The sequence below is a fragment of the Burkholderia orbicola genome, assembly GCF_900100915.1.
Classification (GTDB): domain Bacteria; phylum Pseudomonadota; class Gammaproteobacteria; order Burkholderiales; family Burkholderiaceae; genus Burkholderia; species Burkholderia orbicola.
Genome location: NZ_FNKW01000001.1, coordinates 3,366,562 through 3,392,930 on the forward strand (window position 1 = coordinate 3,366,562; position 26,369 = coordinate 3,392,930).

Consider the following 26,369-nt stretch of genomic DNA (forward strand, 5'->3'; position numbering starts at 1 on the left):
TCGGCAGTTTCTCCGACACCTGCTAAAATACACGGTTTTCCGTCGATTTCTCTCTTACGGGACCTGCCGTGCTTTCTACTGCCAACATCACGATGCAATTCGGGCCGAAGCCCTTGTTCGAGAATATCTCGGTCAAATTCGGCGAGGGCAACCGCTACGGTCTGATCGGCGCGAACGGCTGTGGCAAGTCGACCTTCATGAAGATCCTCGGCGGCGACCTCGAGCCGAGCGCCGGCAACGTCGCGCTGGAGCCGAACGTCCGCCTGGGCAAGCTGCGCCAGGACCAGTTCGCGTACGAAGACGTGCGCGTGCTCGACGTCGTGATGATGGGTCACACCGAGATGTGGGCCGCGATGACCGAGCGTGACGCGATCTACGCGAACCCGGACGCCACCGACGACGACTACATGCACGCGGCCGAACTCGAAGGCAAGTTCGCCGAATACGGCGGCTACGACGCCGAGGCGCGCGCGGGCGCGCTACTGCTCGGCATCGGCATCGAGGAGAAATTCCACAACGGCACGATGGCCGACGTCGCGCCGGGTTGGAAGCTGCGCGTGCTGCTCGCGCAGGCGCTGTTCTCGAAGCCGGACGTGCTGCTGCTCGACGAACCGACCAACAACCTCGACATCAACTCGATCCGTTGGCTCGAGCAGACGCTCAACGAGTACAACTCGACGATGATCATCATCTCGCACGATCGTCACTTCCTGAACTCGGTGTGCACGCACATGGCCGACATGGACTTCGGCACGCTGAAGGTCTGGCCGGGCAACTACGACGACTACATGCTCGCATCGGCGCAGGCGCGCGAGCGCCAGGCCGCGGCGAATACGCGTGCGAAGGAACGCGTGGCCGAGCTGCAGGACTTCGTGCGCCGCTTCTCGGCGAACAAGTCGAAGGCGCGCCAGGCCACCAGCCGCGCGAAGCAGATCGACAAGATCAAGATCGAGGAATTCAAGCCGTCGTCGCGCCAGAACCCGTTCATCCGCTTCGAGTTCGAGAAGAAGCTGCACAACGTCGCGGTGGTCGCCGAAGAGATCACCAAGAAGTACGAGCGCACGATCTTCCAGAACTTCAACCTGTCGGTTCAGCCGGGCGAGCGCATCGCGATCATCGGCGAGAACGGCGCGGGCAAGACGACGCTGCTGCGCTCGCTGCTCGGCGCGCTGCCGCTCGATCACGGCACGGTGAAGTGGTCCGAGAACGCGAACGTTGGCTACATGCCGCAGGACACGTACGAGGAATTCCCGAACGACATCACGCTGATGGACTGGATCGACCAGTACCGCAAGGACGGCGACGACGAAACGATGGTGCGCGGCACGCTGGGCCGCCTGCTGTTCTCGTCGGACGACATCAAGAAGTCGGTGAAGGTGCTGTCGGGCGGCGAGAAGGGCCGCATGATCTGGGGCAAGCTGATGCTCGGCCGCCACAACGTGCTGCTGATGGACGAGCCGACCAACCACATGGACATGGAGTCGATCGAGTCGCTGCAGATCGCGCTCGAGCAGTTCGAAGGCACGCTGATTTTCGTGTCGCACGACCGCGAGTTCGTGAGCGGGCTGGCGAACCGGATCATCGAAGTGAAGACGGACGGGACGCTGTTCGACTTCGGCGGGAATTATGAGGAGTTCCTGACGAGTCAGGGGCAGGAGTAAGTGCCGTAAGGTTTTCTCCGGTCACGGGGCCAGGTTAGGCATCACCGCACGGAGCGAATCGCCAGAGGCGCTACAAGCCCGCATCGACAGCAATGTCGATGCGGGCTTTTTCATTTCTGCCGCGGCAAAACCCCACCGCGCCGGACATCCCAGTTTCCTCTGCTCAATCGACTTCAGGTAAATTACCCACCCAACACCCCCATCATTCCCCATTTCGCCCCGGAGCCGCCTTCGATGCAGGACCATCCTCTCCCGCTCGACCTGTCCGGCCTTGCGCCCAGCCTGTACGCGCAGGGCACTGAGGAGGGCATCCTGTCGCGCCTGATGGAGCGGATTGCGCCGACCAACCGCTTCTGCGTCGATATCGGCGCGAGCGACGGCCTGCGCAACAGCAATACCGCGCGGCTGCTGCGCGAACAGGATTGGGCCGGCGTACTGGTGGAAGGCAGTGCGTACCGGTTCGGCAAGCTCGCCGCGCACTACGAGGGCGTGGCGCGCGTCCGCCTGCATCACGATCGCGTCCAGCCCGATACGATCGACCCACTGCTCGTCGACGCGAACGTACCGACCGACTTCGACCTGCTGTCGATCGACATCGATGGCAACGATTACTGGGTGTGGCGCGGCCTGCAAGCGTTCCAGCCGCGCATCGTCGTAATCGAATACAACCCGTACTACACGCCGCCCGAGCGCTGGGTCATGTGCTTCAATCCGGACCACGAATGGGACGGCTCGACTTATTACGGCGCGAGCCTCGAATCGCTCGTTCATCTCGGCAGGCAGAAGGGCTACGAGCTCGTCTGCTGCGACGACATGGGCAACAACGCGTTCTTCGTGCGACGCGACCTGTACCCGCTGCTCGGCATCGCGAACAACGATCCGTCGGTGTTGTTCCGGCCAGCGATGTACAAGCTGCGCTACGTCGGACACAACACGTTCCTGACTGGTCATCCGTATCGGCACGGGCCGGCCGAGCACATCTGAATGGATGCGCTTGCCGTCACCTTCGACGAGATTCGCGATGCCTATGGGCTCGGTCGCGGCGGGCCGCCGACGCAAGTGAGCGAACGGGTGTGGCATCTGCCGACAAGTAGCGGCGCGGGTGTGGCGGTCAAACTCTATGCACTCGAACACCATGCGCGCGCAGCCAAGGAAACCGCCGTCCTCGCGCATCTGGAAACGCACGGCGATACGCGCTTCCATGTGCAGACGCTGAAGCGCACGAGGTCCGGCGAATCGCTGTGGTCGGGACAACATTCCCATGCGATGCTGACGCGCTGGGAAGCCGGGCAATTCAAAACCTACGATAGGTTCTCGCCAACCGAATGGGATGCGCTCGGCGCAAGTCTGGCCGCGTTGCACCTGAGCCTTGAACGACTGCCTCTGCCGTCGCCCAATACGATCCGCGCGCGGCTGACGTCGATCGATGCGGATGCGGTACGCCGCAGCCTGCTGGATGCACTCGATCGAGCGGATGCGAACGTCAGCGGTGCCGCGAATCTGCGCCGCTACGTCGATCTCGCGCTGCGTATGCTCGACCGCTACTATCCGGGCAGCATCGATGCGTTTCCGGTCGACGATCCGCAGCACCCGATCCACAACGACTACAACCAGTTCAACTATCTGTTCACGGGTACGCTGCCGCCGCTGATCCTCGACTGGGAAGCGTCGATCGGCGCGCCGCGCGAATACGAGCTGGTGCGCTGCCTGAATCATCTGCCGCTGGAAGCACCGCACCTCGCGCAAGCGTTCGTGCATGCGTACCAGCGGGTACGGCCCGTGAATCCGGCGTACATCGCATGGGCAGTCGATGCCGCCTGCTTGCAGCACGCGCTCAAGCTGTGGATCGTGCAGGGCTGGCTCGACGATCCGTCGCGTTTCGCATCGCATCTGAACGGTGCGGTGACGATGGCGTCCGCGATGGTGAACGCGCGTGACCGTCTAGTAGATTTCTTTTCCCGCTGCGTGGAAACAGGAAGCTGATGTGAGTGCGAATCCGAACGAGATCCCGAATCCGCCGCCGCCCGGCGAGCGGCAGCACGTGTTTCCGCCGCCGCTGGATCGCGATTACCGCGTCGAGGACGGGCGCGTGCAGACGCGCTCGCTTGAAGCGCATATCGTCGATCACTGCAATCTGACCTGCGCGGAATGCTGCTCGCTGTCGCCGCTGTTGCCCGAGTGGCATGCGAGCCCCGAATCGATCGAAGCCGATCTGCGCAAGGCCGCGAAAGTGTTGCGCCCGCGCATGTTCAAGCTGGTCGGTGGCGAACCGTTGCTGCATCCGGCGCTCGTTGAAATGATCGAGCGCGTACGCGCGACCGGCATCGCGCCCGTGATCTCGGTCACGACGAACGGCCTGAAACTCGCCGAGATGCCGGACGCGTTCTGGCAAGCGGTGGATGCGCTGACGATCTCGCGCTATCCGAAGCCGGCGCTTTCCGCCGACCTGGTCGCGCATGTCGAGCGCCAGGCGGCGCGCTTCGACGTGCGTCTGAACTGGAAGGTACAGGACGTGTTCACGACGATGAACCGCGCCCAACCTGGCACGGATCGCGACGAAGCCCAGCGCCTGTATCACGATTGCTGGATTCGCGAGCGCTGCCATATGATTCGCGACGGCATGTTCTACACGTGCACGCGTCCCGCGCATTTCCATACGCTGTACAAGGGCGACAAGGATTTTCAGGCCGACGGCCTGCCGCTGCGCGACGACGCGGGCATGCTCGACGCGATGCTCGCCTATCTGCAACGCGAGACGCCGCTCGAAGCGTGCCTGCATTGCCAGGGCGGCAGCGCGCCGGTGGCGCCCCATCGCATCCTCAAACGCATTGAAGTGGACACCTTGAAGGCTCGTTATCCATGATCGTCGGTACGCGCGACCCGTTCGGTTTCGATCGTCTGCACTACCATCCGCGCAGCGGCGTGTCGGCGTCCGGTATCCGCGCCGTATTGCGGGCGTCGGGGCAACCGGCCGGCGCGCCGGACACGGCCGCCATCGCGGGCTATCTGAGCGGGGAGCGCCTGATCGGCCGCACCGTGCTGCGCGACGTGCTCGCGGTGCCGCCCGGTCATGCACTGATCCGGTCGCCGCAAGGGCTGACGGTGCAGCCGGCGCCCGAGCGGCCGCAGCAAGCCGATCTCGACACCGTGCTGCGCGCGTCGCTGCAACGTGCGCTCGACAGCGGCAAGCGCGTCGCGCTGGCGCTGAGCGGCGGGCTCGATTCGGCGCTGCTGCTTGCGTTGTTGCGCGAGCTCGGCGCATTGCGGCACGTGACCGCCTACATCCTCGCGACCGACATGCCCGATTACTGCGAACTCGACGCGGCGCTCGAACTCGCCACGCAGATGCAGGCGAACGTGAAGATCGTGCGCGCAAACGAGGCCGATTTCATCGCGTCGCTGCCGAGAACGACGTACGCGGTCGAGGAACCGATGTTCAACCTGCATCCGGTCGCGAAGCTGCTGCTGGCCGACGCGATGGCGGCGGACGGCGTCGAAGTGGCGATTACCGGCGACGGCGCGGATCAGGTGTTGCGCCGCGACGTATCGGCCAACTATCTGCCGCTGTGCCACGCGTTGTTCGACGAGGCGTCGGTCGAGCTGCATCCGCCGTTCGTGGATGCGGCCGTCGTCGCGCATCTGACCAGCCTCGCGCCCGACCCGAACAAGCAGTGCCTGCGCGAGCTCGGTGCGCGCCTGAATCTGCCGGAGCGTCTCGTGCACGGCCCCAAGCGCGGCCGGCTCGCGCCAGCGATGGATCTCGCGACGCTGCTCGATCGCGACCGCACGCATGCACTGGCCGACACGCTCGGCCTCGCTGCGCCGACGCTGCAGGCGGATACCGAACGCGTGCTGTGGACGACGCTGACACTGCTTCTCGACCATCTCGATCGCCTTCATTCCGATGCCGTGCATCGCCCAACCTGAGCCGCTCATGAAACGCATCCTGTTCTGCGTGGTGCCCGAGAAGGGCCATGTCAATCCGTGCATCGGCCCGGCCCAGCATCTGCGCGCCGCCGGCTGCGACGTCGCATTCTATGCGCCGGCCGACATCAGCGAACAGCTCGACGGCGCCGGCGACTTCGCGTTCGTCGGGCCGCGCGAGACGCCCGAGCGCCACGACCTGTCGCGCGGCGCGAGTTTCGCCGCGAACATTCGCGACGCCGACTGGCTGCGTCACTGGATCCGCACGTTGCTGATCGACCTCGCGCCCGCGCAGGTGGACGGCATCCGAGCAGTGCTGCGCGACTGGCGGCCCGACGTGGTCGTGATCGACCCGCTGCTCTATGCCGCCGCGATCGCGGCCGAGCTGGAAGGGCTGCCGTGGGTTTCGATGTCCAATTCGCTGAATCCGGTGCTGCCGGACGATCTCGATTCGGAACTGCTGCGCACGGTGCGCTGGCTCGAACCGGAACGTACGCGCCTGTTCGCGCGCTACGGTCTCGACGCGCGCTTTCGCGGTTGCGACGTGCTGTCGCCGCACCTGACGCTCGCGTTCACGACCGATGCGCTGGTGGGCGCGCCGCCGCCCGGTGTCGAACTGGTCGGCCCGGCGATGCCGTCGGGCCCGCGCGGTGACGAGACGGCGTTCCCGTGGGAACGCGTCGACGCGGATCGCCCGCTCGTCTACATGTCGCTCGGCAGCCAGCTTTACTACCACCCGGAGGTGTTCGCGAAAGTGATCGACGCGACGCGCGCGACCCCGGCGCAATTGGTGCTGTCGGTGGGCGAACTGGTCGATTCGGATCTGTTGCCGGCCGGCGACGAACGCGTGATCGCGGTGCGTTACGCGCCGCAACTGACGCTGCTGCGGCGCACGCACGCGTTCGTCAGCCACGGCGGCGCGAATTCGGTGATGGAGTCACTCGCGTGCGGCGTGCCGATGCTGCTGTCGCCGTTCTGCAACGACCAGTTCCATTCGGCGCATTTCGTCGAGCGGGCCGGCGCGGGTTGCGTGCTCGATCTGCAGCGGGCCGGCGTTACGGACATTACGGATGCGCTCGAACGCCTGTTACGCGCCGGACCGTTGCGCGAGCACGCGGCGCGGATTCGCGACAGCTATGTCGCGTGCGACGGCTCCGCGCAAGCCGCCCGCCTGATCAGCGCACTCGCTTCAGGAAGCCGCCTGGCGACAGCGTCATGAGCACGCGGTCCTCGATGTCGTGGTCGATTTCGAACCGGTCGTCGCGGGCGAGAAATTCACGGGTGGCCGTGGCCGGATTGTTGCCGCGGCCGTACGGCTTGCCGTCGAACATCGACTCGGGCAGGTACTCCATGATGGTGTCCATCACGATCGCGTAGCTGCCGGGCGTCACGAACGGCGCATAGCATTCGAGTTCGCGCAGCACGTGCGCGTGCGTATGCGTGAGATCGAGGATCGCCATCACGCGTGCGTCGTCGTCGATCTGCGCGTGCACCGATGCGAGCGTGTCGGCCGCGCACGATTCCCCTTCGATCAGCACCATGCGATGGGCGAGCCGGTGCGATTGCAGGCGCTGCCGGACCTCGTCGCGCAGGCGCGGTTCGATCGCGACGACGCGGCCCGGGGCGCCGGCCAGCTCGAGCATCGACGCGGTGAACACCACGCCGCCACCCGCCGCGATGCCGGTCTGGACGATGCAGTCGGGGCGCTCGCGCCAGATCAGTTCCTGCAGCGCGAGCATGTCGCCGGGCAGATGGAAGAAGCGCTCGCCGAGCCAGCGGGTCTGGAACAGATGGCCGAATTCGGCGGCGCGCGTCAGCCATTCGATGTTGATGTCCCGCATGCGGGCCGAAGGACGCTCTGACATGGTCGATGCAACGAGTAGGAGTGACGTGAAAACGCTGGAACCGTGGCTTCACCGGTACTGGAACGTCGGGCCGGCGCGCCTGCAGGCGCTGGCGTCGGGCCATACTAACAAAACCTATCTCGTCGAGTGCGACGCGGGGCGCGCGGTGCTGCGCGTATCGTGGTCCGGCAAGCCGGTCGGGCAAATGCGGCGCGAGGCGTCGATCCTCGGCCGTCTCGGCGAGGCGCGCACGGCGCGGCTGCTGCCCGCGCTGCCACGGCTGCGGCCGACCGTCGATGCACAAACCGGCGTGCAGATGCCGGACGGAAGGTGGCTGCATATGTTCGAGCAGATCGACGGCCGTCCCGGCCTCCCGGACGACGCGCACGCGGGGGCGACCGATGCGATGCGCACGCTTGCGCATCTGCATACGGCGCTGGCCGCGATACCGGCAAGCGAAGCGGCGCCGCTCGCGTGGCTGTCGGCCCGTCATGCGCGTGTCGCGGCTCGCGCGATGCCGTCGCTGCCTGGCGATCTGCGCGACGCCTACGACACGGTGATCCGGCGAATCGGCATACATCTCGACGCGGCAGCCTCGTGGCTCACGGGGGCAGTGTATTGGCTGCACGGCGACTATCACGCGGGCAACCTGCTGTATGTCGGCAACGCGGTGAACGGCGTGCTGGATTTCGACGATGTGGGGCAGGGAGCGCAATGGCTCGAAGCGGCCTTTGCGTCGTTCGCGCTGTCGCGCGATGCGAGCCGGGATGACGGCTTCGTGTTCGATCGCGGGCGATGGAAGGCCGGTCTGGAGACCTATGCGGCGACACGGTCGGACGCGGCGCCGGATTGGCTGCGCGATAACGACGACGCGCTGATGACGTTGTTCTGCGCTGACCAGACGCTGATCCATCTCGAAGCGGCGCAGCGGGGCCTATGGATGCCGGGCCCTGGCATCGGATTCCTCGGCGGCTGGCGCCAGTTGCTGGACGGGGCGGTGCCCGCGGGTTAGCCGGCCGTCGCGTCAGCGCTGGCGGTTCAGGAACAGCCGCACGGCCTCGACCGTGTTGGGCCGCGCATCGCCGTGCCGCGATCCGTCGTGCAGGCAGAACAGCACGTCGCGATGCTGTGCCGTGCACGCATCGACATGCGCGCACATCGCGTCGAACAGCGCCTGCGGCGACGGCGCCGGCCGTTGCCAGTCGTCCAGGATCGCGGTCCAGCCCGTGTGTTCGCGTGGCAGGCGCGCGAGCACGGCGGCGCGATCGTCCCGCGGCATCAACCCGTACGGAAGACGCAGCGGGATCGCGTCCGGTGCGGGAAGGCTGGCGCGGCGGTAGACGTCGCGAATCAGCGCGTCGGTCGTGTCGATCTCGTCGATGAGTGCGGCGTCGGCGAGCGCGCCCGGTTTCGCGTGCGAATAGGTGTGATTGCCGAGCCGGTGGCCGCCGCGCACGATTCTCGTCGCGACGTCGGGTGCGTCCGCCAGGTGCTGGCCGAGCACGAAGAAGGTCGCCGAGCACGAGGCGTCGCGCAGCACATCGAGCAGCGCGGGCGTCGAGGGGCCGGGGCCGTCGTCGAAACTGAGGTGAATGGAGATCATCGGTCGCCCGGGCCGCTCACTGAACCGGCTCGATGGCCAGCGGGCATCTGCCGACCGGACGCAGCCCGGTGCCGGTCCATTCGTAGAAGAATCGGGCCGCTTTCGCGTTGCCGGCATCGCAATCGTCGTTGAAGCAGCCGGCGACGATCAGCAGCCTGCTGCCGGCTCGGAAGTCGACGCGCTCGTCGTCGTTGCCCATTACGCCCGAGATGGCCTTCACGCCGGGCATCGTGTACGTCGCGCCCGTGTTCTTGTCGACAATCGCGAAATTTCGGCAATCCGTTCCGCAACCCCAGATCGCGATGCGATAGTGACCGGCAAAATTGGCCGGTTGCGCGAATTCGTCGCGAATGACGGTGCGGTACAGGCGCGCCTCCTTGCTGGTGAGTCGGGGTGCGGCGGTTGGTTTGCGTGGTGTGGGGGCGGCGGCCGGTGCCGGATAGCGGTCGAACGAAGGCGATGCACAGGACGCGGTCGCCGTGGTGGCGGGCGCAGCCTCGACAGCTTGGGCTGCACCGGCGCTACCCATCAGCGCAGCGGATGCGCCGGCGATCAGCAGAAATCGATGGGCAGGCGCCACGCGAATGTCCTTTCGTATTCGAGGTGAATGTCGAGCCGCAGCCGCCGAACGGCCGGCGACGACGATTCTATGACGCTTCGCGCGGGCTGGCGACACGGCACGGTGGTTGCGCACCTGCCGAGCCGGCGATGCCGTGCGCAACCGTCCGTCAAGCATCGTCAAATCGCCGCGATATATCACGATGCCTGACGTTTCATGCGGCTTCGAAGGCTGTCATGCCCCGCTCGATTGCGTATCCTTGAATGCGATTCGCGGTATTCACGCAGTCACAACCGGGAGGCTTTACATGAATGCACGTCTTTACCGCGCGACCGTTGCCGGCGCGCTGATCGGATTGCTCGCGCCGTTTTCGGTCGCCCATGCGCAACTGGGCGACGTCCTGAAACAGGTCGGCGGTGGCGGCGATTCGGGCGGCAGCGCGGGCGGGGCGCTCGGCAACCTCGGCGGCCTTGGCGGCGCGCTGACGGGCGGCGGCGGTGCGTCGCTGACGCCGGGCAGCACCGGCAACGTCGCGGGCCTGCTGCAGTTCTGCATCCAGAACAACTATCTTGGCGGCGCAACGGGCAGCGGCGCATCGTCGGTGAAGGACGCGCTGCTCGGCAAGCTCGGCGGCACCGCGTCCGCGTCGTCCGACAGTGGCTATACGAGCGGTGCGAGCGGGATTCTCGACGCCGGCAACGGCAGCAAGCTCGACCTGAGCGGCGGCGGCCTGAAGCAGCAGCTGACCAAGCAGATTTGTGACAAGGTGCTCACGCAAGCCAAGTCGCTGCTGTAAGCGCATCGGCACGCATCGCGCGTGCCAGCGCCGGGAGCGGTGCGCAGGTGCCGCCCCCCGGCGGTCATTCCGGCCGTGACGTTCGTCATGGCGAAAAGCACGTCGCGCGAGTCGATGCCGCGACCCGCGCAAGGCGCAAGGCGGCGACTGCGCGGCTCAATCCGCCAGCCGCTTGTCCGCGAGTGCCTTGCAGCAGTCTTCGTACACCCATTGCACGAGTTTGGCCCGATAGTCGAGATCGTCGGTATCGACGATTTCCTCGACCGCGTCGCGCGCCCACGACGCGTCGACGAACCCCGCATGACGCTTCGCGATGTCTTGCGCGAGTGCCGCGAGTTTGGCGACCGAGAGCCAGTCGGCCTGGCGGTAATGGCGGTCGAGCCAGCGGTGCGCGGCTTGCACCTGGAACGCGGCGTCCGGCCATGATTCGTTGAGGTAAAACGCGCCGAGGTTGCCGCAGGTGAGCCAGCAAAGCAGCTCCAGGCGGTCTTGCGAGCCGAGGGTATGGGATGCGTCGGACATGGCAGCGCTCACGAAGTGCGTCGATTCCGGGCGGCGCCGGCCGCAAAGGGCCGATGCCGATAATAAAAACATAGCACGATGCGGGCCCGGCCGCGCACCCGGGCGGATGCTGACGTGGCGGCGGCCCGACGAATGCCTTCCCGGCCATACGCGGCGGACGGCGGAGCAGCGGCGCGCGGGCGTGCCGGCCCTTTCGAATCGCTGTCATTCGTCACACCAGTCACCGAAACGCTCGCTAGAATGGCGGCTTCCCTGGAGGCGGAACACGATGAAAATCTACGACCAGTTCTACATCGACGGCGCATGGCGCAAACCGGCCGGCACCGGCACCATCGACGTGATCGATTCGGGCACCGAAGCCGTGATCGGCCGGATTCCCGAGGGCGTTGCGTCCGACGCACAGGACGCGATCCGTGCGGCGCGCGCGGCGTTCGATGCGTGGGCGGCCACGCCGGCCGCGACGCGCGCGGGCTACCTGCGCAAGATCGTCGAGCGCCTGCAGGCGCGCAGCGAGGAACTCGCGCAGTCGATCACCGGCGAAGTCGGCATGCCGATCAAGCTGTCGCGCGCGATTCAGGTCGGCGGCCCGATCTACAACTGGAAGGCGTACGCGAAGCTGGCCGAATCGTTCGAATTCGAGGCGCAGGTCGGCAATTCGCTGGTGGTGCGCGAGCCGGTCGGCGTCGTCGCGGCGATCACGCCGTGGAACTACCCGCTCAACCAGGTCACGCTGAAGGTCGCGCCGGCGCTCGCGGCCGGCTGCACGGTGGTGCTCAAGCCGTCCGAAGTCGCGCCGCTCAACGCGTTCATGCTTGCCGAAGCGATCCACGAGGCCGGGCTGCCGGCCGGCGTGTTCAACCTCGTGTGCGGGTACGGCCCGGTCGTCGGCGAGGTGCTGGCCACCGATCCGGACGTCGACATGGTGTCGTTCACCGGCTCGACGCGCGCGGGCAAGCGCGTGGCCGAACTGGCGGCCGCGGGCGTCAAGCGGGTCGCGCTGGAGCTGGGCGGCAAGTCGGCGTCGGTGATCCTCGACGATGCGGATTTCGCGACGGCGGTGAAGGGCACGGTCAACGCGTGCTACTTGAACGCGGGCCAGACCTGCTCCGCGCATACGCGGATGCTGGTGCCGGAAGCGCGCTACGAAGAGGCGCGCGAGCTCGCGAAGGCCTCGGCCGAAGCGTACGTCGCGGGCGACCCGCGGCACGACGCGACGCGCCTCGGCGCGCTGGCGTCGGCCGCGCAGCAGCAGCGCGTGCAGGCCTACATCCAGCGCGGCATCGACGAAGGCGCGGAACTCGTGACGGGCGGCACCGGCTTGCCGGAAGGGCTCGCGAAGGGCTTCTTCGTGAAGCCGACCGTGTTCGGCCGGGTCGATCCGAAAGCGACGATCGCGCAGGAAGAAATCTTCGGGCCGGTGCTGTCGATCATCACCTATCGCGATGAAGACGAGGCCGTGCGGATCGCGAACGATTCGCCGTACGGGCTCGGCGGCGCGGTGTGGGCCGGCAGCGACGAACGCGCGATGCGCGTCGCGCGCCGCATCCGCACCGGGCAGGTCGACATCAACGGCGGCACGTGGAACGGCGCCGCGCCGTTCGGCGGCTTCAAGCAGTCGGGGTATGGCCGCGAGAACGGCGTGTACGGGCTCGACGAGTATCTCGAGTACAAGTCGATGCAGTTGAAGCCGGCCAGGCCGGCCTGAACGCCGCGCGCGGCCCGAACCGGAAAAACGGCACGCTTGCGTGCCATTTTTTATTGACGGCCGTCAAGGTGCGCGGCGGTGGATCGTCGATCATCGCGTTTCCGATGTTCCGACGAGGTTTCAGATGACCGTACGCACTTCCTTTCCGCCGCTGACGATCCGCGGCCGCACCTTGCTGCCCGTCGTGCAGGGCGGCATGGGCGTCGGCATCTCCGCGCACCGGCTGGCGGGCAGCGTCGCGCGCGAAGGCGCGGTCGGCACGATCGCGAGCATCGACCTGCGTCACCATCATGCGGATCTGCTCGCGCGGTGTCGCGCGCAACCCGATCGCGCGACGCTCGAGGCGGCGAACCTCGACGCGCTCGCGCGCGAGATCCGTCTCGCGAAAACGTACAGCGAAGGGCGCGGGATGATCGCGGTCAACGTGATGAAGGCGGTGAGCGCACAGGCGGACTACGTGCGGGTCGTGTGCGACGAGGGCGCGGATGCGATCGTGATGGGCGCGGGCCTGCCGCTCGATCTGCCCGACCTCACGCAAGGGCACGACGTCGCGCTGATCCCGATCCTGTCGGACAGCCGCGGGATCGCGCTGGTGCTGAAGAAGTGGATGAAGAAGGGGCGCCTGCCCGATGCGATCGTGATCGAGCATCCGGCGCACGCGGGCGGCCACCTCGGCGTCACGCAGATCGACGACATGCACGACGCCCGCTTCGATTTCGCGCGCGTGCTGGACGAAACCGCGCAAGTGATGGCGTCGCTCGGCATCGCCCGCGACACGATCCCGCTGATCGTGGCCGGCGGGATCAACAGTCACGACACGGTGCGCGCGGCGTTCGCGGCCGGCGCGAATGGCGTGCAGGTCGGGACGCCGTTCGCGGTGACCGAAGAGGGCGACGCGCATCCGCACTTCAAGCGCGTGCTCGCCGATGCGACGCCCGACGACATCGTCGAATTCGTCAGCGTGACGGGCCTGCCCGCGCGTGCGGTGAAGACGCCGTGGCTCGATCGCTACCTGCGCAACGAGACGCGTATCCGCAACAAGCTCGGCGCGTTCAAGCAGCGCTGCCCGACCGCGCTCGAATGCCTGAGCGTATGCGGGCTGCGCGACGGCATCGAGAAGTTCGGCCACTTCTGCATCGACACGCGGCTCGCGGCCGCGCTGCGCGGCGACGTCGCGAACGGGCTGTTCTTCCGCGGCCGCGAAGCATTGCCGTTCGGCCGCGCGATCCGCAGCGTGCGCGATCTGCTCGACCTGCTGCTGACGGGCAGTGCGACCGAGCCTGCGGCAAACCGTCCCACGTTTACGCTGGCTTGACCAATATCAAGATGACGAAAAGACCCTACAGGGAGAATGGAAACCATTCTTTGGGGGTCCGTACCATGCATAAAACTATTCGAACTTGTGTCACCGCAGCCGTCGTCGCGGCCGCCATCGCGATGCCGTCGCTGTCGCACGCGGCGTCGCCGGGCGACGGCATCAACCAGGGGGACGTACTGGTCCGGCTGCGCGCGATCAGCATTCAGCCGAACGAGCGCGCGAGCGATACGCTCGGCGCGATCAACACCGGCGTGAACAACGCGATCGTGCCCGAGCTCGACTTCACGTACATGATCCGCGACTACCTCGGCGTCGAGCTGATCCTCGGCACGTCGCGGCATCAGCTGACGTCGAGCCTCGGCAATCTCGGCGGCGTGGGCGTGCTGCCGCCGACGCTCTTGCTGCAGTATCACTTCAACCATGCGGGCAAGGTGCGCCCGTACGTCGGCGCCGGGTTGAACTACACGTACTTCTACAACAACGGGCTCAACGTCGGCGGGGAGGGCGTGTCGATCAACAAGAGCAGCTTCGGCCCCGCGCTGCAGTTCGGCGTGGACGTGCAGTTGACCAAGAAGGTGTTCATGAACGTCGACGTGAAGAAGATCTGGATGAGCACCGATGCGACGCTGGGCGACAAGGGCATCGGCACGCTGCACATCGATCCGCTGATCGTCGGCGTGGGCGTCGGGATGAAGTTCTAGACGCGACGGAACAAGAACAGAGTTGGGGTTGGCGGCATGGCGGTCTGCATGCCGCTTTTTTTATGGGCGGCCGGTTTACAGCTTGTCGTACTGGAAGCGCATCGCGGTGCCTTCGCGCGTGATGCGCTCCCACACCGCGCGCTTTTCGTCGTCGCTCAGGAACACCCAGTTCGAGACTTCGGCGGCCGTGCGGCCGCAGCCCTTGCAGACTTCGTCGAAGAGCGTCGAGCACACGCCGATGCAGGGGCTGTCGGGAAGATCGTGAAGATTGGAGGCCATCGGAGGGTTCGCGCAGTTGAATCGTCAGCCGCCATTTTAATGCATCGCGGCGGCCCGGCCGGACGCTCGCGCCGGCGTGCCGTCCCGGTGCGGGAGCGTGACAGTTGGGCCGTGCGTCGGGCGCCGTCGCCGGGCGGCCGCATGCGGCGTGCGAACGCAGCTTCGCCGCTGTCCGTTTTTCCCGGTGGACAGCCGTCGATTACCCGATAGAATTCCCCCGGAGCGCCCCGCACGGGCGGCCCGACGGGCCGGCGGCGGGAATCTGTTCCGTTTGCGCGACACCGGCATGATTTTTTTGTGACGGGGCGCGAATGATGGTAGTTTTCGGGGTTTTCGAGGGGTGGCGCGCCGGAATGCGCCGCCATGACGAGGCAGACGGCAGCCGGGCAATGCGTCCGGCCGGAGGGAGAACGGGATGAAAGCAAAGGTAGTGGGCCGGTTCGCAGCGCTCGCGCTGTGCGTGGGTGCGTCGGCGGCAGCGGCGAAGGATACGCAGCTCAATGTCTATAACTGGTCGGACTACATTGCGAAGGACACGATCCCGAACTTCGAGAAGCAGGCGGGTGTCAAGGTCCGCTACGACAACTACGACAGCGACGACACGCTGCAGGCGAAGCTGCTGACGGGCAGCTCGGGCTACGACATCGTCGTGCCGACCAGCAACTACGCGGGCAAGCAGATTGCCGCCGGCATCTTCGCGCCGCTCGACAAGTCGAAGCTGCCGAACCTCAAGTACCTCGATCCGCAACTGATGGCGCTCGTCGCCGGCGCGGACCCGGGCAACAAGTACTCGGTGCCCTGGGCATACGGCACGACCGGCCTCGCGTACAACCTGACGAAGGCGCAGCAGGCGCTCGGCAAGGTGCCGCTCGACAACTGGGACATCCTGTTCAAGCCGGAAAACCTCGCGAAGCTGAAGACCTGCGGCGTGTCGGTGCTCGACGCACCCGACCAGATGTTCGCGGCGACGCTGCACTACATCGGCAAGGACCCGATGAGCACGAACCCGGCCGACTACAAGGCCGCGATGGACGTGCTGAAGAAGATCCGTCCGTACATCACGCAATTCAACTCGTCGGGCTACATCAACGACCTGGTCGGCGGCGACATCTGCTTCGCGTTCGGCTGGTCGGGCGACGTCGTGATCGCGAAGCATCGCGCGATCGAGGCGAAGAAGCCGTACAAGATCGAGTACTACATTCCGAAGGGCGGCGCGCCGGTGTGGTTCGACGTGATGGCGATCCCGAAGGATGCGAAGAACAAGGAAGCCGCGCTGCAGTGGATCAACTACATCGAGGATCCGAAGGTGCACGCGGCGATCACCAACGCGGTGTACTACCCGAGCGCCAACGCCGAGGCACGCAAGTACGTGCGGCCCGACGTCGCGAACGACCCGGCCGTCTATCCGCCGGCCGACGTCGTGAAGACGCTGTTCCTGCTCAAGCCGCTGCCGCCTGAAATCCAGCGTCTGCAGACGCGTTTGTGGACCGAGCTGAAGTCGGGCCGCTGACGCGAGCCGAAGTGAATCAGCAGTCGTGAAGCCCCTGGTGCCCCCGGGGGCTTTGTTCGTCTAACGCAGGAGAGAAGCAGCACATCATGAATAGCCAGTCGGGCGCGCCGGTCGCGGGCGCGCCGTTCTCCGTTTCCTCCTCCGGCGCCGATGCGCGCGCCGAGAACTTTGTCCAGATCGTCGACGTCGTCAAGAAATTCGGCGACACCGAAGCCGTGCGCAGCGTCAACCTGACCGTGCGCCAGGGCGAGCTGTTCGCGCTGCTCGGCAGCTCGGGCTGCGGCAAGTCGACGTTGCTGCGGATGCTCGCGGGCCTCGAGACGGTCACGTCGGGCAAGATCCTGATCGACGGCGAGGACCTCGCGCAGATGCCGCCGTACAAGCGGCCCGTGAACATGATGTTCCAGTCGTATGCGCTGTTCCCGCACATGTCGGTCGAGTCGAACGTCGCGTTCGGGCTGAAGCAGGAAGGCACGCCGAAGGCCGAGCTGAAGGCGCGCGTCGCATCCGCGCTCGAACTCGTGCAGATGGGCAAGTACGCGAAGCGCAAGCCGCATCAACTCTCCGGCGGCCAGCAGCAGCGTGTTGCGTTGGCCCGCTCGCTGGTCAAGCGCCCGAAGCTGCTGCTGCTCGACGAGCCGATGTCCGCGCTCGACAAGCAGATTCGCCAGCGCACGCAGATCGAGCTCGTCAACATCCTGAACAAGGTCGGCGTCACCTGCATCATGGTCACGCACGATCAGGAAGAGGCGATGACGATGGCGAACCGCCTCGCGGTGATGAGCGAAGGCCAGATCGTGCAGATCGGCTCGCCGAACGAAGTGTACGAATACCCGAACAGCCGCTTCTCGGCCGAATTCATCGGCTCGACGAACCTGTTCGACGGCGTGACGGTCGAGGACGAGCCCGATCACGTGTACATCGAATCGCCGGAACTGCCGAGCCGGCTGTACGTGAGCCACGGGATCTCGGGCCCGCTCGGGATGCCGGTCACGGTGTCGGTGCGCCCCGAGCGGATCGCGCTCACGCGCAAGCCGCCCGAAGGCGCGTTCAACTGGGCGCGCGGCCGGATCAGCAACGTCGCGTACATGGGCGGCTATTCGCTGTATCACGTGAAGCTCGACGGCGGCAAGACGGTGATCGCGAACGTGTCGAGCCTCGCGATTTCCGAACTCGACACGCCGGCGCTCGGCGACGAGATCTACGTGCGCTGGAGCGCGACCGCCGGTGTGGTGCTGACGTCATGAACGCGTTCAAGTCCCTGCTCGAGTGGCCGGTGCGGCGCTTCAACCTGACGGGCGCCACGGCGGTCGTGGCCGGGCCGTTCACGTGGCTCGTGCTGTTCTTCCTCGTGCCGTTCGTGCTGGTCGTGAAGATCAGCTTCGCGGAGCTGCAACTCGGTATTCCGCCGTATACGGAGCTCGCGTCGTACGCGGACGGCGTCGTGCACATCGCGCTGAACCTGTCGCACTACGCGTTCCTGTTTACGGACAGCCTGTATTTCGCGACCTACGTGAACTCGGTGTGGGTCGCCGCGATCACGACGCTGCTGTGTTTGCTGCTCGGCTATCCGATGGCGTACTACATCGCGCGCTCGAACCCGGCCACCCGCAACCTGCTGATGATGGGCGTGATGCTGCCGTTCTGGACGTCGTTCCTGATCCGCGTGTATGCGTGGATCGGCATCCTGAAGAACAACGGGCTCCTGAACAACTTCCTGATGTGGATCGGGCTCACCCATACGCCGATCGAGCTGTACCGCACCAACTACGCGGTATACATCGGGATGGTGTATTCGTACCTGCCGTTCCTCGTGATGCCGCTCTACGCGCACCTCGTGAAGATGGACCTGCGCCTGCTCGAGGCTGCGTACGACCTCGGCGCGAAGCCGTGGAAGGCATTCGTGCAGATCACGCTGCCGCTGTCGAAGAACGGCATCATCGCGGGCTGCCTGCTGGTGTTCATCCCGGCGGTCGGCGAGTACGTGATTCCGGAGCTGCTCGGCGGCGCGAATACGCTGATGATCGGCCGCGTGATGTGGAACGAGTTCTTCAACAACGCGGACTGGCCGATGGCGTCTGCCGTGACCTGCGCGATGGTGCTGCTGCTGCTCGTGCCGATGGCGATGTTCCAGCACTTCCAGGCGAAGGAACAGGGAGGCCGTCGATGAAGCCGAATCGCTACCTGCAGTTCGCGGCGCTGTTCGTCGGCTTTGCGTTCCTGTACATCCCGATCATCAGCCTGATCGTCTATTCGTTCAACGAGTCGAAGCTCGTCACCGTGTGGTCGGGCTTTTCGTTCCGCTGGTACGCGGCGCTCGTCGAGGACGACGAGCTGCTGACGGCCGCGTGGCTGTCGCTGAAGATCGGCGTGCTGACCGCGTTCGCGTCGGTGTTCATCGGCACGTGGGCCGGCTTCGTGCTCGCGCGGATGGGGCGCTTTCGCGGCTTCGCGCTGTTCAGCGGGATGATCAATGCGCCGCTCGTGATTCCCGAGGTAATCCAGGGGATCTCGCTGCTGCTGCTGTTCATCGAGCTGGCGAAGTGGATCGGCTGGCCGGCCGAGCGCGGCGTGTTCACGATCTGGCTCGGCCACGTGATGCTGTGCATCTCGTACGTCGCGATCATCGTGCAGTCGCGCGTGCGTGAGCTGAATCCGTCGCTGGAAGAAGCCGCGCTCGATCTCGGCGCGACGCCGCTGAAGGTGTTCTTCACGATCACGCTGCCGCTGATCTCGCAGGCGCTGATCGCGGGCTGGCTGCTGTCGTTCACGCTGTCGATCGACGATCTGGTGCTGTCGGCGTTCCTGTCGGGCCCCGGCTCGACGACGCTGCCGCTCGTCGTGTTCTCGCGCGTGCGCCTCGGCCTGAACCCGGAGATGAACGCGCTCGCGACGCTGTTCATCATCGCGGTGACGGCCGGCGTCGTGATCGCGAACTTCGTGATGCTGCGTCAGGAGCGCAAGCGGCTGGCGGGGTTCGCGGCCTGACACGCCGATTGCGGCCATCATGAAAAACGCCCGGTGCCGACGACGAGTCGGGCCGGGCGTTTCGTTTTGGCGGCGCGTAACGATTGCCGGCGCGTCGCCGTCGTTCATGCGCCGAACGCTGCCTTGGCCAGCAAGCCGAGCGCGACGCACACGAGCACGGTCGCAAAACCGGCCTGCACATGCCGTGCGGCGAGGTGGCGCGACGCACCGCGGCCGGCGGCCATGCCGAGCGCGGTCGCGACGGTGAACCACAGCGTCACGTCGAGCGGCGCGCGCGTGCCCGACACGAGCGTCGCGAGCACGCCGCCGGTGCCGACCAGCGCGATCACCATCAGCGACGTCGCGACCACGCCATGCATCGACACGTTCGTGAACTTGCGCAGCATCGGCACGATCACGAAGCCACCGCCGACGCCGAGTAGCCCCGTCATCAAGCCCGTGACCGCGCCGGTCGACGCCAGCGCGATGCCCACGGGCCACGACCACACGAGCCGGCCCGTATCGGGATTCACGCGGCCGACGCACAGCGGCGACGCGTCCGTATCGGCGGCCTGCCGCCGCAGTGCCTGTCGCAGCAGGCGGCCGGCAACCACCAGCATCGTCAGCGCGAACAGCGTGAGCAGCAGGCGCTGCGGCAGCACGTGCGCGAGCCGCACGCCAAGCGTGGTCAGCGGCACGCCGGCCACCGCCATCAGCAGCGCCGCGCGGTAGCGCACGAGCCCGCGGCGAAAGCCTTCGAGCGCGCCGAGCGCGGCGCTGCCCGCCACCGCGACGAGCGCGACCGGCGTGGCCTGCTGCATCGGCCAGCTCATCCCGACGACGAGCGCGGGCACCGCAAGAATGCCGCCGCCGGCGCCGGTCAAACCGAGCACGGCGCCGACGAAGCCGCCGAGTACGAGGGAAATCAGCATGACGTCATCCGGCTCCGGTCAACGCGCGATCGCGGGCTTCGCGAGCCATTCGCGGCCCTTGAGCATCGCCTTCCAGTAGAGCGGCGGCAGCACGCGTTCCTTGAGCAGCCACGCGAGCCGCGACGGGCGCTTGCCGTCGATCAGCCAGGCGGGGAAGGTCGGCGCGACCTTGCCGCCGTACAGGAATTCGGCGAGCACGATCTTGCCGCGCTCGACGGTGAGCGGGCACGAGCCGTAGCCGTCGTACGCGGCGTCGCCGTGCGCGCGGCCGAGCGACGCGAGCAGGTTGTGCGCGACGACGGGCGCCTGCTTGCGGGCGGCCGCGGCCGTTTTTGCATTGGTCGTGTTGGTGACGTCGCCGAGCGCGTAGATGTCCTCGAACTGCTTGTGGCGCAGCGTCGCCGGATCGACGTCGATCCAGCCGGCCGCGTCGGCGAGCGGGCTCGCGCGCACGAAATCGGGCGCCTTCTGCGGCGGCACGACGTGGATCATGTCGAACGAACGCTCGACGGTTTCCTTGCCGCCGTCGGGCAGCGCGCGCGAGAACGTCGCACGGCGCGCGGGCCCGTCGATCGCGACGAGGTTGTGGCCGAACGCCAGCGCGATGTCGTAGCTTTTCACGTACTCCATCAGCGCGGGTACGTAATCGGCGACGCCGAACAACGCGCCGCCTGCATTCAGGAATTCGACGTTCGCGGCGTCGAGGCGCCCCGTGCGCCGCCAGTGATCGCATGACAGGTACATCGCCTTTTGCGGCGCGCCCGCGCACTTGATCGGCATCGGCGGCTGCGTGAAGAGCGCATTGCCGCCGCGGAACGCGCGCACGAGCTCCCACGTGTACGGCGCGAGATCGTAGCGGTAGTTCGACGTGACGCCGTTGCGGCCGAGCGTGTCGGCGAGGCCGTCGATCGCGTGCCAGTCGAGCTTGAGCCCCGGGCACACGACGAGCTTGCGATAACCGATGCGCCGGCAGCCGTCGAGCACAACGACGTGCGCGTCGGGCTCGAAGCCCGCGACGGCGGCCCGGATGCGGTGTACACCGCGCGGCAGCACGTCGGTCATTCTGCGCGCGGTCGTTTCGGGCTGGAACACGCCCGCGCCGACCATCGTCCAGCCGGGCTGGTAATAGTGGACGTCGGCGGGATCGATCATCGCGATGTCGAGCGACGCGTCGCGCGCGAGCAGGCTCGACGCGACGGCGATGCCGGCCGCACCCGCGCCGACGATCACGATGTCGTGCCGTGCGTCGACGGCGGGCGTGCTCTGGCGGCTGTCCTGCGCGATACGCGATGCAAGCGCGCTCAGGTCGTAGCCGGCTGCGCCGGCGGTGGCGACGAGGTCGTCCAGCGGACGCAGCTCCGCCTGCGACAGCGCCCACAGCGTGGCCGAGCGCGTGCCGCTGCGGCAGTACGCGAGCACGGGCCCGTCGAGCGACGCGACGAGCGCGCCGAACTGCGCAGCCTGATCGTCGGTCACCTTGCCGGTATCGACCGGCAGGTAATGCACGTCGATGCCGAGCGGCGCGGCGGCCGCGCGGATCTCGGTGACGGTCGGCTGGTCGGCGCCTTCGCCGTCGGGCCGGTTGCAGATGATCGCGCGGATGCCCGCCGCGTGAAGCGCGGGCAGGTCGGCCGCCGCGATCTGCGGCGAGACCGACAGCGTGTCGGTCAGCTTGCGGAGGGTGGTCATGTCGGGGTTCTCGGTGGGGTGCAGGCGCTCAGATCGCGTCGAGCGGAATCTTCAGGTAGCGCACGCCGTTGTTCTCGGGTTCGGGCAGGTGGCCGGCGCGCATGTTGACCTGCACAGACGGCAGCATCAGCACGGGCATGTCGAGCGTCGCGTCGCGCGCGGTGCGCATCGCGACGAAATCGTCCTCGGTCACGCCGTCCCTCACGTGCACGTTCGCACGGCGCTGCTCGGCGACGGTCGTCACGAACTGCACGTCGCGGCCGCCCGGCTGGTAGTCGTGGCACAGGTACAGGCGCGTGTCGGGCGGCAGCGCGAGCACCCGCGCGATCGAGCGGTACAGCGTGCGCGCGTCGCCGCCGGGGAAGTCGCAGCGGGCCGTGCCGTAGTCGGGCATGAACAGCGTGTCGCCGACGAACGCCGCGCGCTGCGTCGCGTCGTCCACGCAGTAGGTCATGCACGCGGGCGTGTGGCCCGGCGTGTGCAGCGCGCGGATCGTCAGCGCGCCGAGCGCGAGCGTGTCGCCGTCGTCGACGAGCCGGTCGAACTGGCGGCCGTCTTCCGCAAAGCCCGGCCCTGCGTTGAACAGCGTGCCGAACACGTGCTGCACGCGGCGCACGTGCGAACCGATCGCGATCTGGCCGCCAACCCGTGCTTTCAGGTAGGGCGCAGCCGACAGGTGGTCGGCATGCACATGCGTTTCCAGCAGCCAGTGCACGGTCGCGCCGAGTTCGGCGACGCGCGCGATCAGCCGGTCGGCGCTCGCGGTGCGTGTGCGGCCGGATTTCGGGTCGTAGTCGAGCACGCTGTCGATCAGCGCGCACGCGCGGCTCGCGGTATCGAGCAGCAGATAGCTGACGGTGTGGGTCGCTGGGTCGAAAAAGCCTTCGACCGACAGGGCGGGGGTGTTGCTCACGGGGTGTCCTCGATCGGGTTCTGCATCTGCAATCAGGACCTTTACTTCAAGAAGCGTGCCAGTCTGCGGCGCAGCATCCGCCGATGTGGCAGGGGCTTGATTCAACACGGTTTTTGGGCGCGTCGGCGGCCCCGAGAAGGTGGCGGCGACATCCGGCGGCAGACGGGGACTGCCACAACTGGCAGTGTCGTGGCAGAATTGGCAGCCAGCCTGGCAGTCCGTCCGGGCGCCCCTTCGCCGAGCGAGCCGCCGCATGAATCCGCACGACACCATCCCGATCGTCCCCGTCCCGCGCCACGACGCGATGCCCGACGTGCGCGCGCTCGTCGCGTATCTCGAGCAGGACCCGCAGCCGATGATCGTGGTCGACCCCGACTACCGCATCCTCGCGGCGAACGATGCGTACCGGCGTCAGTTCGGCGTGGCCGGCGTCGAGCACGTGGGCCGGCACTGTTTCCAGGTATCGCATCACTACGACGTGCCGTGCGACCAGGCGGGCGAGCATTGCCCGATGAAGCAGGCGCTCGAGTCGCGCGGGCTGAACCGCGTGCTGCACATCCATCACACGCCGCGCGGCCCCGAGCATGTCGACGTCGAGCTGCGGCCGATCTTCGATGCACACGGCAACGTGATCGCGTATGTCGAGCGGCTGACGACCGTGCGCAGCGCATCGGCGCAGCCGAGCGCGGAAGGGCTCGTCGGCGGCTCGGACGCGTTCAACGCGGCGCTCGGCGCATTGCAGCGCGTGGCGCCGTCGACACTGCCGGTGTTGCTGCTCGGTGAATCGGGCACCGGCAAGGAGTTGTTCGCCCGCGCGCTGCACGAGGCGAGCGACCGCGCGATGGGGCCGTTCGTCGTCGTCGATTGCTCGGGAATCGCCGAGACGCTGTTCGAGAGCGAACTGTTCGGCTACGAGAAAGGCGCGTTCACGGGCGCGAACCAGCGCAAGCCGGGCCTCGTCGAAACCGCGCAGGGCGGCACGCTGTTTCTCGACGAGATCGGCGACGTGCCGCTGCCGATGCAGGTGAAGCTGCTGCGGCTGATCGAATCGGGCACGTTCCGGCGCGTGGGCGGCGTTGAGGCGCTGCGCGCCGATTTCCGGCTGGTCGCGGCCACGCACAAGCCGCTGCGCGAGATGATCGACGATGGCCGGTTCCGGCAGGATCTTTACTACCGGATCAACGCGTTTCCGATTCCGCTGCCGGCGCTGCGCGAACGGCAGGGCGACGTCGCGCTGCTGGCTGAATCGATCCTGCGGCGGATCGCGAACGCGCGCGGCAACGCGGGCGACGCGAATGCGCGGCCATTCACGCTGACCGAGCGCGCGCGGGCGTGCCTCGAGGCATATGCGTGGCCCGGCAACATCCGCGAGTTGCGCAACGTGCTCGAACGCGCGTGCCTGTTCGCGGACGACGGGACGATCCGCGTCGAACATTTGCCGGCCGAACTCGTCGCGGCAGCGGCGGCGCCGCACGCGCTTGCGGCCGACGCGCGCGGCGTGTCGGATGCCGAGCTGGTCCGTATCGCGCGCACGTTCGACGGCACGCGCAAGGCGCTGGCCGAGCAGCTCGGATTAAGCGAGCGTACGCTGTACCGGCGGATGAAGGCGCTCGGCCTCGGCTCGCGCGAGCGCTGAACGGGCGGGTCGCGCGCGGCTGGCGGCGGCACGCGGCTTTGCCGATAATGGCGCGTTCGATTTCAGCGCTTTCGCTCCCGCCGATGAAAAGACATGCCCTTTCGCGTTGCTTGTTGCTCGCAGTCGCAGCGCTGGCCAGCCCGGCGCACGCCGCCGACTACACGTGGACCGATGCGGCCGGCGCGCACGCGGTGACGCTCGCCAGAACCGCGTCCGGCGACGACGTCGAGCTCAAGGTGTCCGCGACGCTCGACGGCCGCCCCGACTGGACGGTGCGCGACTACGTGAAGGATTGCCCGGTCGACGTGATTCTCGATGTCGTGCCGAAGTCGATCGAAATGCGCGACATGCTCGGCAACGGCCGCAAGCAGTTCCTGTTCGCGTACAAGATTGGTTGCCGGGGAGACGTGAGCGCCGATCAGGTGAAGTACTTCCTGATCGACGCGGGCACGAAATACGTGCTGCGCGGCGAGGAAACCGTCACGGTCAACGGCAGGTTCGTCGACGGTGGCGCGGCGCCCGTGCCGAACGCGGACCTGAAGGCGCAGCCCGCGTTTCTGCGCTACATGACGAAGCGCTGGCGAGGGATCAGCGTGCGCAACGACTAGACGGGCGCCGGGCCGTCGTACGCGCGATACCGGCTGCCAATGGTGAAACGGGCGGCACACGGGAACCCCGCCTGCCGCCCGCCCGTCATGCGATCAACGCGCCGGCGCCAGCTGCGCCATCGCTTCGCGCACGAAACCGAGCAGCGTGTCGTCGGTCCACGAATCCTTCGTCAGCGCCGGCTCGTTCATCAGCGCGTGACGGAATTTCGCGTGCGTGGCCGGATCGTGGCCCGCGTAGCTGCAGAACAGCTCGAGCCAGCGCTGCGCGAGCGCGCGGCCTTGCGGCGAATCGGGCTGCGCGCCCGCATCGATCGCGTCGCGTACGTCGGCCATCAGTTGCGGCCATTCCATCGAGCGTTCGCCGTAGTGCGCCCGCATGAAGCGGATCTCGTCGGGCGCCAGATACTTCTCGAAGAGCCGCATCTTCGTTTCCGCCGAAGCGCGCAGCACATAGTCGCGCAACGCGGTCGAAATGCCGATCTTCGACTGCATCGACGGTTCGTGCTCGTGCATCAGGTTCAGCTTCGCGAGCAACCGCGGATCGTTGTTCGTGTCGCGCACCAGTTGCGCCATCCAGCGCGCGGCGAGCGCACGGACGCGTTCGTCCTCGGCAGGCACGCCCGCCTCGTGCAGCGCGCGCACTTCGGCAACGAGCGCGATCCATTCCGCGTCGCCCGCCTGGCTCTTCTGGTACATCGGCAGGCGCGCGAGTTCTTCCTCGGAAAAATATTTGTCGTACACGGTCATCAACTCCAGTGTGGTGAGCCAATCGGCCAGTTCCGGCTCGGTGCCCGCAGCGAGCTGCGCATGCAGGCTCGCGAGCCGCTCGCGCAGCTGCGCGGTTTGCGCGAGCTGGCGGTCGAGCGACGCGATCTGCCTGGCGACGAGATCGACGAGCGGGGTACCGGGCTGGTTCAGGTAGTCGCCGATTTCGGCGAGCGACAGTCCGAAGCGACGCAGGGCCTGGATCTGGTGAAGCCGGGCGATGTCGTCGCGGTCGTACAGCCGGTAGCCGTTGTCGGCGCGCGCCGAAGGCGTCAGCAAACCGATTGCGTGATAGTGATGAAGCGTGCGGACGGTCAGTCCGCTGCGTTTCGCCAGGTCTCCCACTTTCAGCCGCATTCGTTCCTCCGTTCGGTGCGCACACTGGAGTCTCGAACGTTACGCTACGTGAGGGTCAAGCGAAAGAGCGGCGATCGGAC

General features: G+C 67.0%; 26 protein-coding genes. 17 read left to right on the forward strand and 9 right to left on the reverse strand.

The genetic code is table 11. The features are described from left to right. Positions 1-68 precede the first annotated feature (68 nt). The 6 genes from BLS50_RS16095 to BLS50_RS16120 all read left to right on the forward strand — a co-directional run bounded on the left by BLS50_RS16095 (position 69) and on the right by BLS50_RS16120 (position 6,804). Positions 69-1,661, forward strand: a complete 1,593-nt coding sequence (locus tag BLS50_RS16095; protein ID WP_011549722.1) for an ABC-F family ATPase — start codon at positions 69-71, stop codon at positions 1,659-1,661. A gap of 234 nt (positions 1,662-1,895) precedes the next feature. Further along, a complete protein-coding gene (locus BLS50_RS16100) occupies positions 1,896-2,645 on the forward strand; it encodes an FkbM family methyltransferase (RefSeq protein ID WP_074802617.1) in 750 nt (249 codons plus the stop codon). Further along, complete coding sequence (locus BLS50_RS16105; protein ID WP_074802618.1) at positions 2,646-3,644, forward strand: phosphotransferase enzyme family protein; 999 nt, start codon at positions 2,646-2,648, stop codon at positions 3,642-3,644. Position 3,645: 1 nt separating this feature from the next. Next, complete coding sequence (locus BLS50_RS16110; RefSeq protein WP_074802619.1) at positions 3,646-4,524, forward strand: radical SAM protein; 879 nt, start codon at positions 3,646-3,648, stop codon at positions 4,522-4,524. Then, positions 4,521-5,588: an asparagine synthase-related protein gene (locus BLS50_RS16115; protein ID WP_074802620.1), complete on the forward strand. Its 1,068-nt coding sequence runs from the start codon at positions 4,521-4,523 to the stop codon at positions 5,586-5,588. The genes BLS50_RS16110 and BLS50_RS16115 overlap by 4 nt, the downstream gene beginning before the upstream one ends. 7 nt (positions 5,589-5,595) lie before the next feature. Continuing rightward, positions 5,596-6,804 (forward strand): glycosyltransferase, encoded by a 1,209-nt coding sequence (locus BLS50_RS16120; RefSeq protein WP_074802621.1) that lies wholly within the window; start codon positions 5,596-5,598, stop codon positions 6,802-6,804. On the opposite strand, the gene BLS50_RS16125 is transcribed toward BLS50_RS16120, so the two are convergent. Beyond that, a complete protein-coding gene (locus BLS50_RS16125; protein ID WP_074802622.1) occupies positions 6,761-7,450 on the reverse strand; it encodes a cephalosporin hydroxylase family protein in 690 nt (229 codons plus the stop codon). The genes BLS50_RS16120 and BLS50_RS16125 overlap by 44 nt on opposite strands. A gap of 25 nt (positions 7,451-7,475) precedes the next feature. Between BLS50_RS16125 and BLS50_RS16130 the strand changes: the two genes are divergently transcribed. Further along, positions 7,476-8,441, forward strand: coding sequence for a phosphotransferase (locus BLS50_RS16130; protein WP_074802623.1), 966 nt, complete (start codon positions 7,476-7,478; stop codon positions 8,439-8,441). 12 nt (positions 8,442-8,453) lie between these two features. Here BLS50_RS16130 and BLS50_RS16135 read toward each other — a convergent pair whose 3' ends face one another. Then, positions 8,454-9,032, reverse strand: a complete 579-nt coding sequence (locus tag BLS50_RS16135) for a polysaccharide deacetylase family protein (RefSeq protein ID WP_074802624.1) — start codon at positions 9,030-9,032, stop codon at positions 8,454-8,456. A gap of 16 nt (positions 9,033-9,048) precedes the next feature. Further along, complete coding sequence (locus tag BLS50_RS16140; protein ID WP_074802625.1) at positions 9,049-9,561, reverse strand: hypothetical protein; 513 nt, start codon at positions 9,559-9,561, stop codon at positions 9,049-9,051. A 337-nt stretch (positions 9,562-9,898) separates the two neighbouring features. Here BLS50_RS16140 and BLS50_RS16145 point away from each other — a divergent pair, with 337 nt between their 5' ends. Beyond that, entirely contained in the window at positions 9,899-10,387 is a 489-nt protein-coding gene (locus tag BLS50_RS16145; RefSeq protein WP_074802626.1) for a YjjA family protein, read from the forward strand. Positions 10,388-10,543: 156 nt separating this feature from the next. On the opposite strand, the gene BLS50_RS16150 is transcribed toward BLS50_RS16145, so the two are convergent. After that, positions 10,544-10,909: a hypothetical protein gene (locus BLS50_RS16150; RefSeq protein WP_074802627.1), complete on the reverse strand. Its 366-nt coding sequence runs from the start codon at positions 10,907-10,909 to the stop codon at positions 10,544-10,546. A gap of 268 nt (positions 10,910-11,177) precedes the next feature. Here BLS50_RS16150 and BLS50_RS16155 point away from each other — a divergent pair, with 268 nt between their 5' ends. The 3 genes from BLS50_RS16155 to BLS50_RS16165 all read left to right on the forward strand — a co-directional run bounded on the left by BLS50_RS16155 (position 11,178) and on the right by BLS50_RS16165 (position 14,633). After that, the gene (locus tag BLS50_RS16155) at positions 11,178-12,614 is read left to right on the forward strand and encodes an aldehyde dehydrogenase family protein (RefSeq protein ID WP_074802628.1); all 1,437 of its coding nucleotides are present in this window, start codon (positions 11,178-11,180) and stop codon (positions 12,612-12,614) included. A gap of 124 nt (positions 12,615-12,738) precedes the next feature. Next, a complete protein-coding gene (locus tag BLS50_RS16160) occupies positions 12,739-13,929 on the forward strand; it encodes an NAD(P)H-dependent flavin oxidoreductase (RefSeq protein WP_074802629.1) in 1,191 nt (396 codons plus the stop codon). Between the two features lie 65 nt (positions 13,930-13,994). Continuing rightward, entirely contained in the window at positions 13,995-14,633 is a 639-nt protein-coding gene (locus BLS50_RS16165) for an OmpW/AlkL family protein (RefSeq protein ID WP_011549736.1), read from the forward strand. A 75-nt stretch (positions 14,634-14,708) separates the two neighbouring features. Here BLS50_RS16165 and BLS50_RS16170 read toward each other — a convergent pair whose 3' ends face one another. Continuing rightward, entirely contained in the window at positions 14,709-14,912 is a 204-nt protein-coding gene (locus BLS50_RS16170; protein ID WP_006493160.1) for a DUF1289 domain-containing protein, read from the reverse strand. Between the two features lie 415 nt (positions 14,913-15,327). Here BLS50_RS16170 and BLS50_RS16175 point away from each other — a divergent pair, with 415 nt between their 5' ends. The 4 genes from BLS50_RS16175 (at position 15,328) to BLS50_RS16190 (ending at position 19,410) form a co-directional block, all read left to right on the forward strand. Beyond that, entirely contained in the window at positions 15,328-16,422 is a 1,095-nt protein-coding gene (locus tag BLS50_RS16175) for a polyamine ABC transporter substrate-binding protein (protein WP_011549740.1), read from the forward strand. Between the two features lie 86 nt (positions 16,423-16,508). Further along, the gene (locus tag BLS50_RS16180; protein WP_006488129.1) at positions 16,509-17,669 is read left to right on the forward strand and encodes an ABC transporter ATP-binding protein; all 1,161 of its coding nucleotides are present in this window, start codon (positions 16,509-16,511) and stop codon (positions 17,667-17,669) included. Next, positions 17,666-18,592, forward strand: a complete 927-nt coding sequence (locus tag BLS50_RS16185; RefSeq protein ID WP_006488137.1) for an ABC transporter permease subunit — start codon at positions 17,666-17,668, stop codon at positions 18,590-18,592. Before BLS50_RS16180 ends, BLS50_RS16185 begins: the two co-directional genes overlap by 4 nt. After that, the gene (locus BLS50_RS16190; protein ID WP_006475948.1) at positions 18,589-19,410 is read left to right on the forward strand and encodes an ABC transporter permease subunit; all 822 of its coding nucleotides are present in this window, start codon (positions 18,589-18,591) and stop codon (positions 19,408-19,410) included. Before BLS50_RS16185 ends, BLS50_RS16190 begins: the two co-directional genes overlap by 4 nt. Before the next feature lie 104 nt (positions 19,411-19,514). Here the strand turns inward: BLS50_RS16190 and BLS50_RS16195 are convergent, their stop codons facing one another. From BLS50_RS16195 to BLS50_RS16205, 3 genes are read right to left on the reverse strand one after another with little or no spacing between them, the layout of a single operon-like run. Beyond that, a complete protein-coding gene (locus BLS50_RS16195; RefSeq protein ID WP_074802630.1) occupies positions 19,515-20,321 on the reverse strand; it encodes a sulfite exporter TauE/SafE family protein in 807 nt (268 codons plus the stop codon). Positions 20,322-20,339: 18 nt separating this feature from the next. Beyond that, positions 20,340-22,010 (reverse strand): bifunctional protein tyrosine phosphatase family protein/NAD(P)/FAD-dependent oxidoreductase, encoded by a 1,671-nt coding sequence (locus BLS50_RS16200; RefSeq protein WP_074802631.1) that lies wholly within the window; start codon positions 22,008-22,010, stop codon positions 20,340-20,342. A 28-nt stretch (positions 22,011-22,038) separates the two neighbouring features. Further along, a complete protein-coding gene (locus tag BLS50_RS16205) occupies positions 22,039-22,923 on the reverse strand; it encodes an MBL fold metallo-hydrolase (RefSeq protein ID WP_074802632.1) in 885 nt (294 codons plus the stop codon). 253 nt (positions 22,924-23,176) lie between these two features. On the opposite strand from BLS50_RS16205, the gene BLS50_RS16210 reads away from it, so the two are divergent. After that, positions 23,177-24,559, forward strand: coding sequence for a sigma-54 interaction domain-containing protein (locus tag BLS50_RS16210; RefSeq protein ID WP_074802633.1), 1,383 nt, complete (start codon positions 23,177-23,179; stop codon positions 24,557-24,559). An 83-nt stretch (positions 24,560-24,642) separates the two neighbouring features. Then, positions 24,643-25,167, forward strand: a complete 525-nt coding sequence (locus BLS50_RS16215; RefSeq protein WP_074802634.1) for a M949_RS01915 family surface polysaccharide biosynthesis protein — start codon at positions 24,643-24,645, stop codon at positions 25,165-25,167. A gap of 93 nt (positions 25,168-25,260) precedes the next feature. Here the strand turns inward: BLS50_RS16215 and BLS50_RS16220 are convergent, their stop codons facing one another. Then, positions 25,261-26,289 (reverse strand): MerR family transcriptional regulator, encoded by a 1,029-nt coding sequence (locus BLS50_RS16220; protein WP_011549746.1) that lies wholly within the window; start codon positions 26,287-26,289, stop codon positions 25,261-25,263. Between the last annotated feature and the right edge of the window lie 80 nt (positions 26,290-26,369).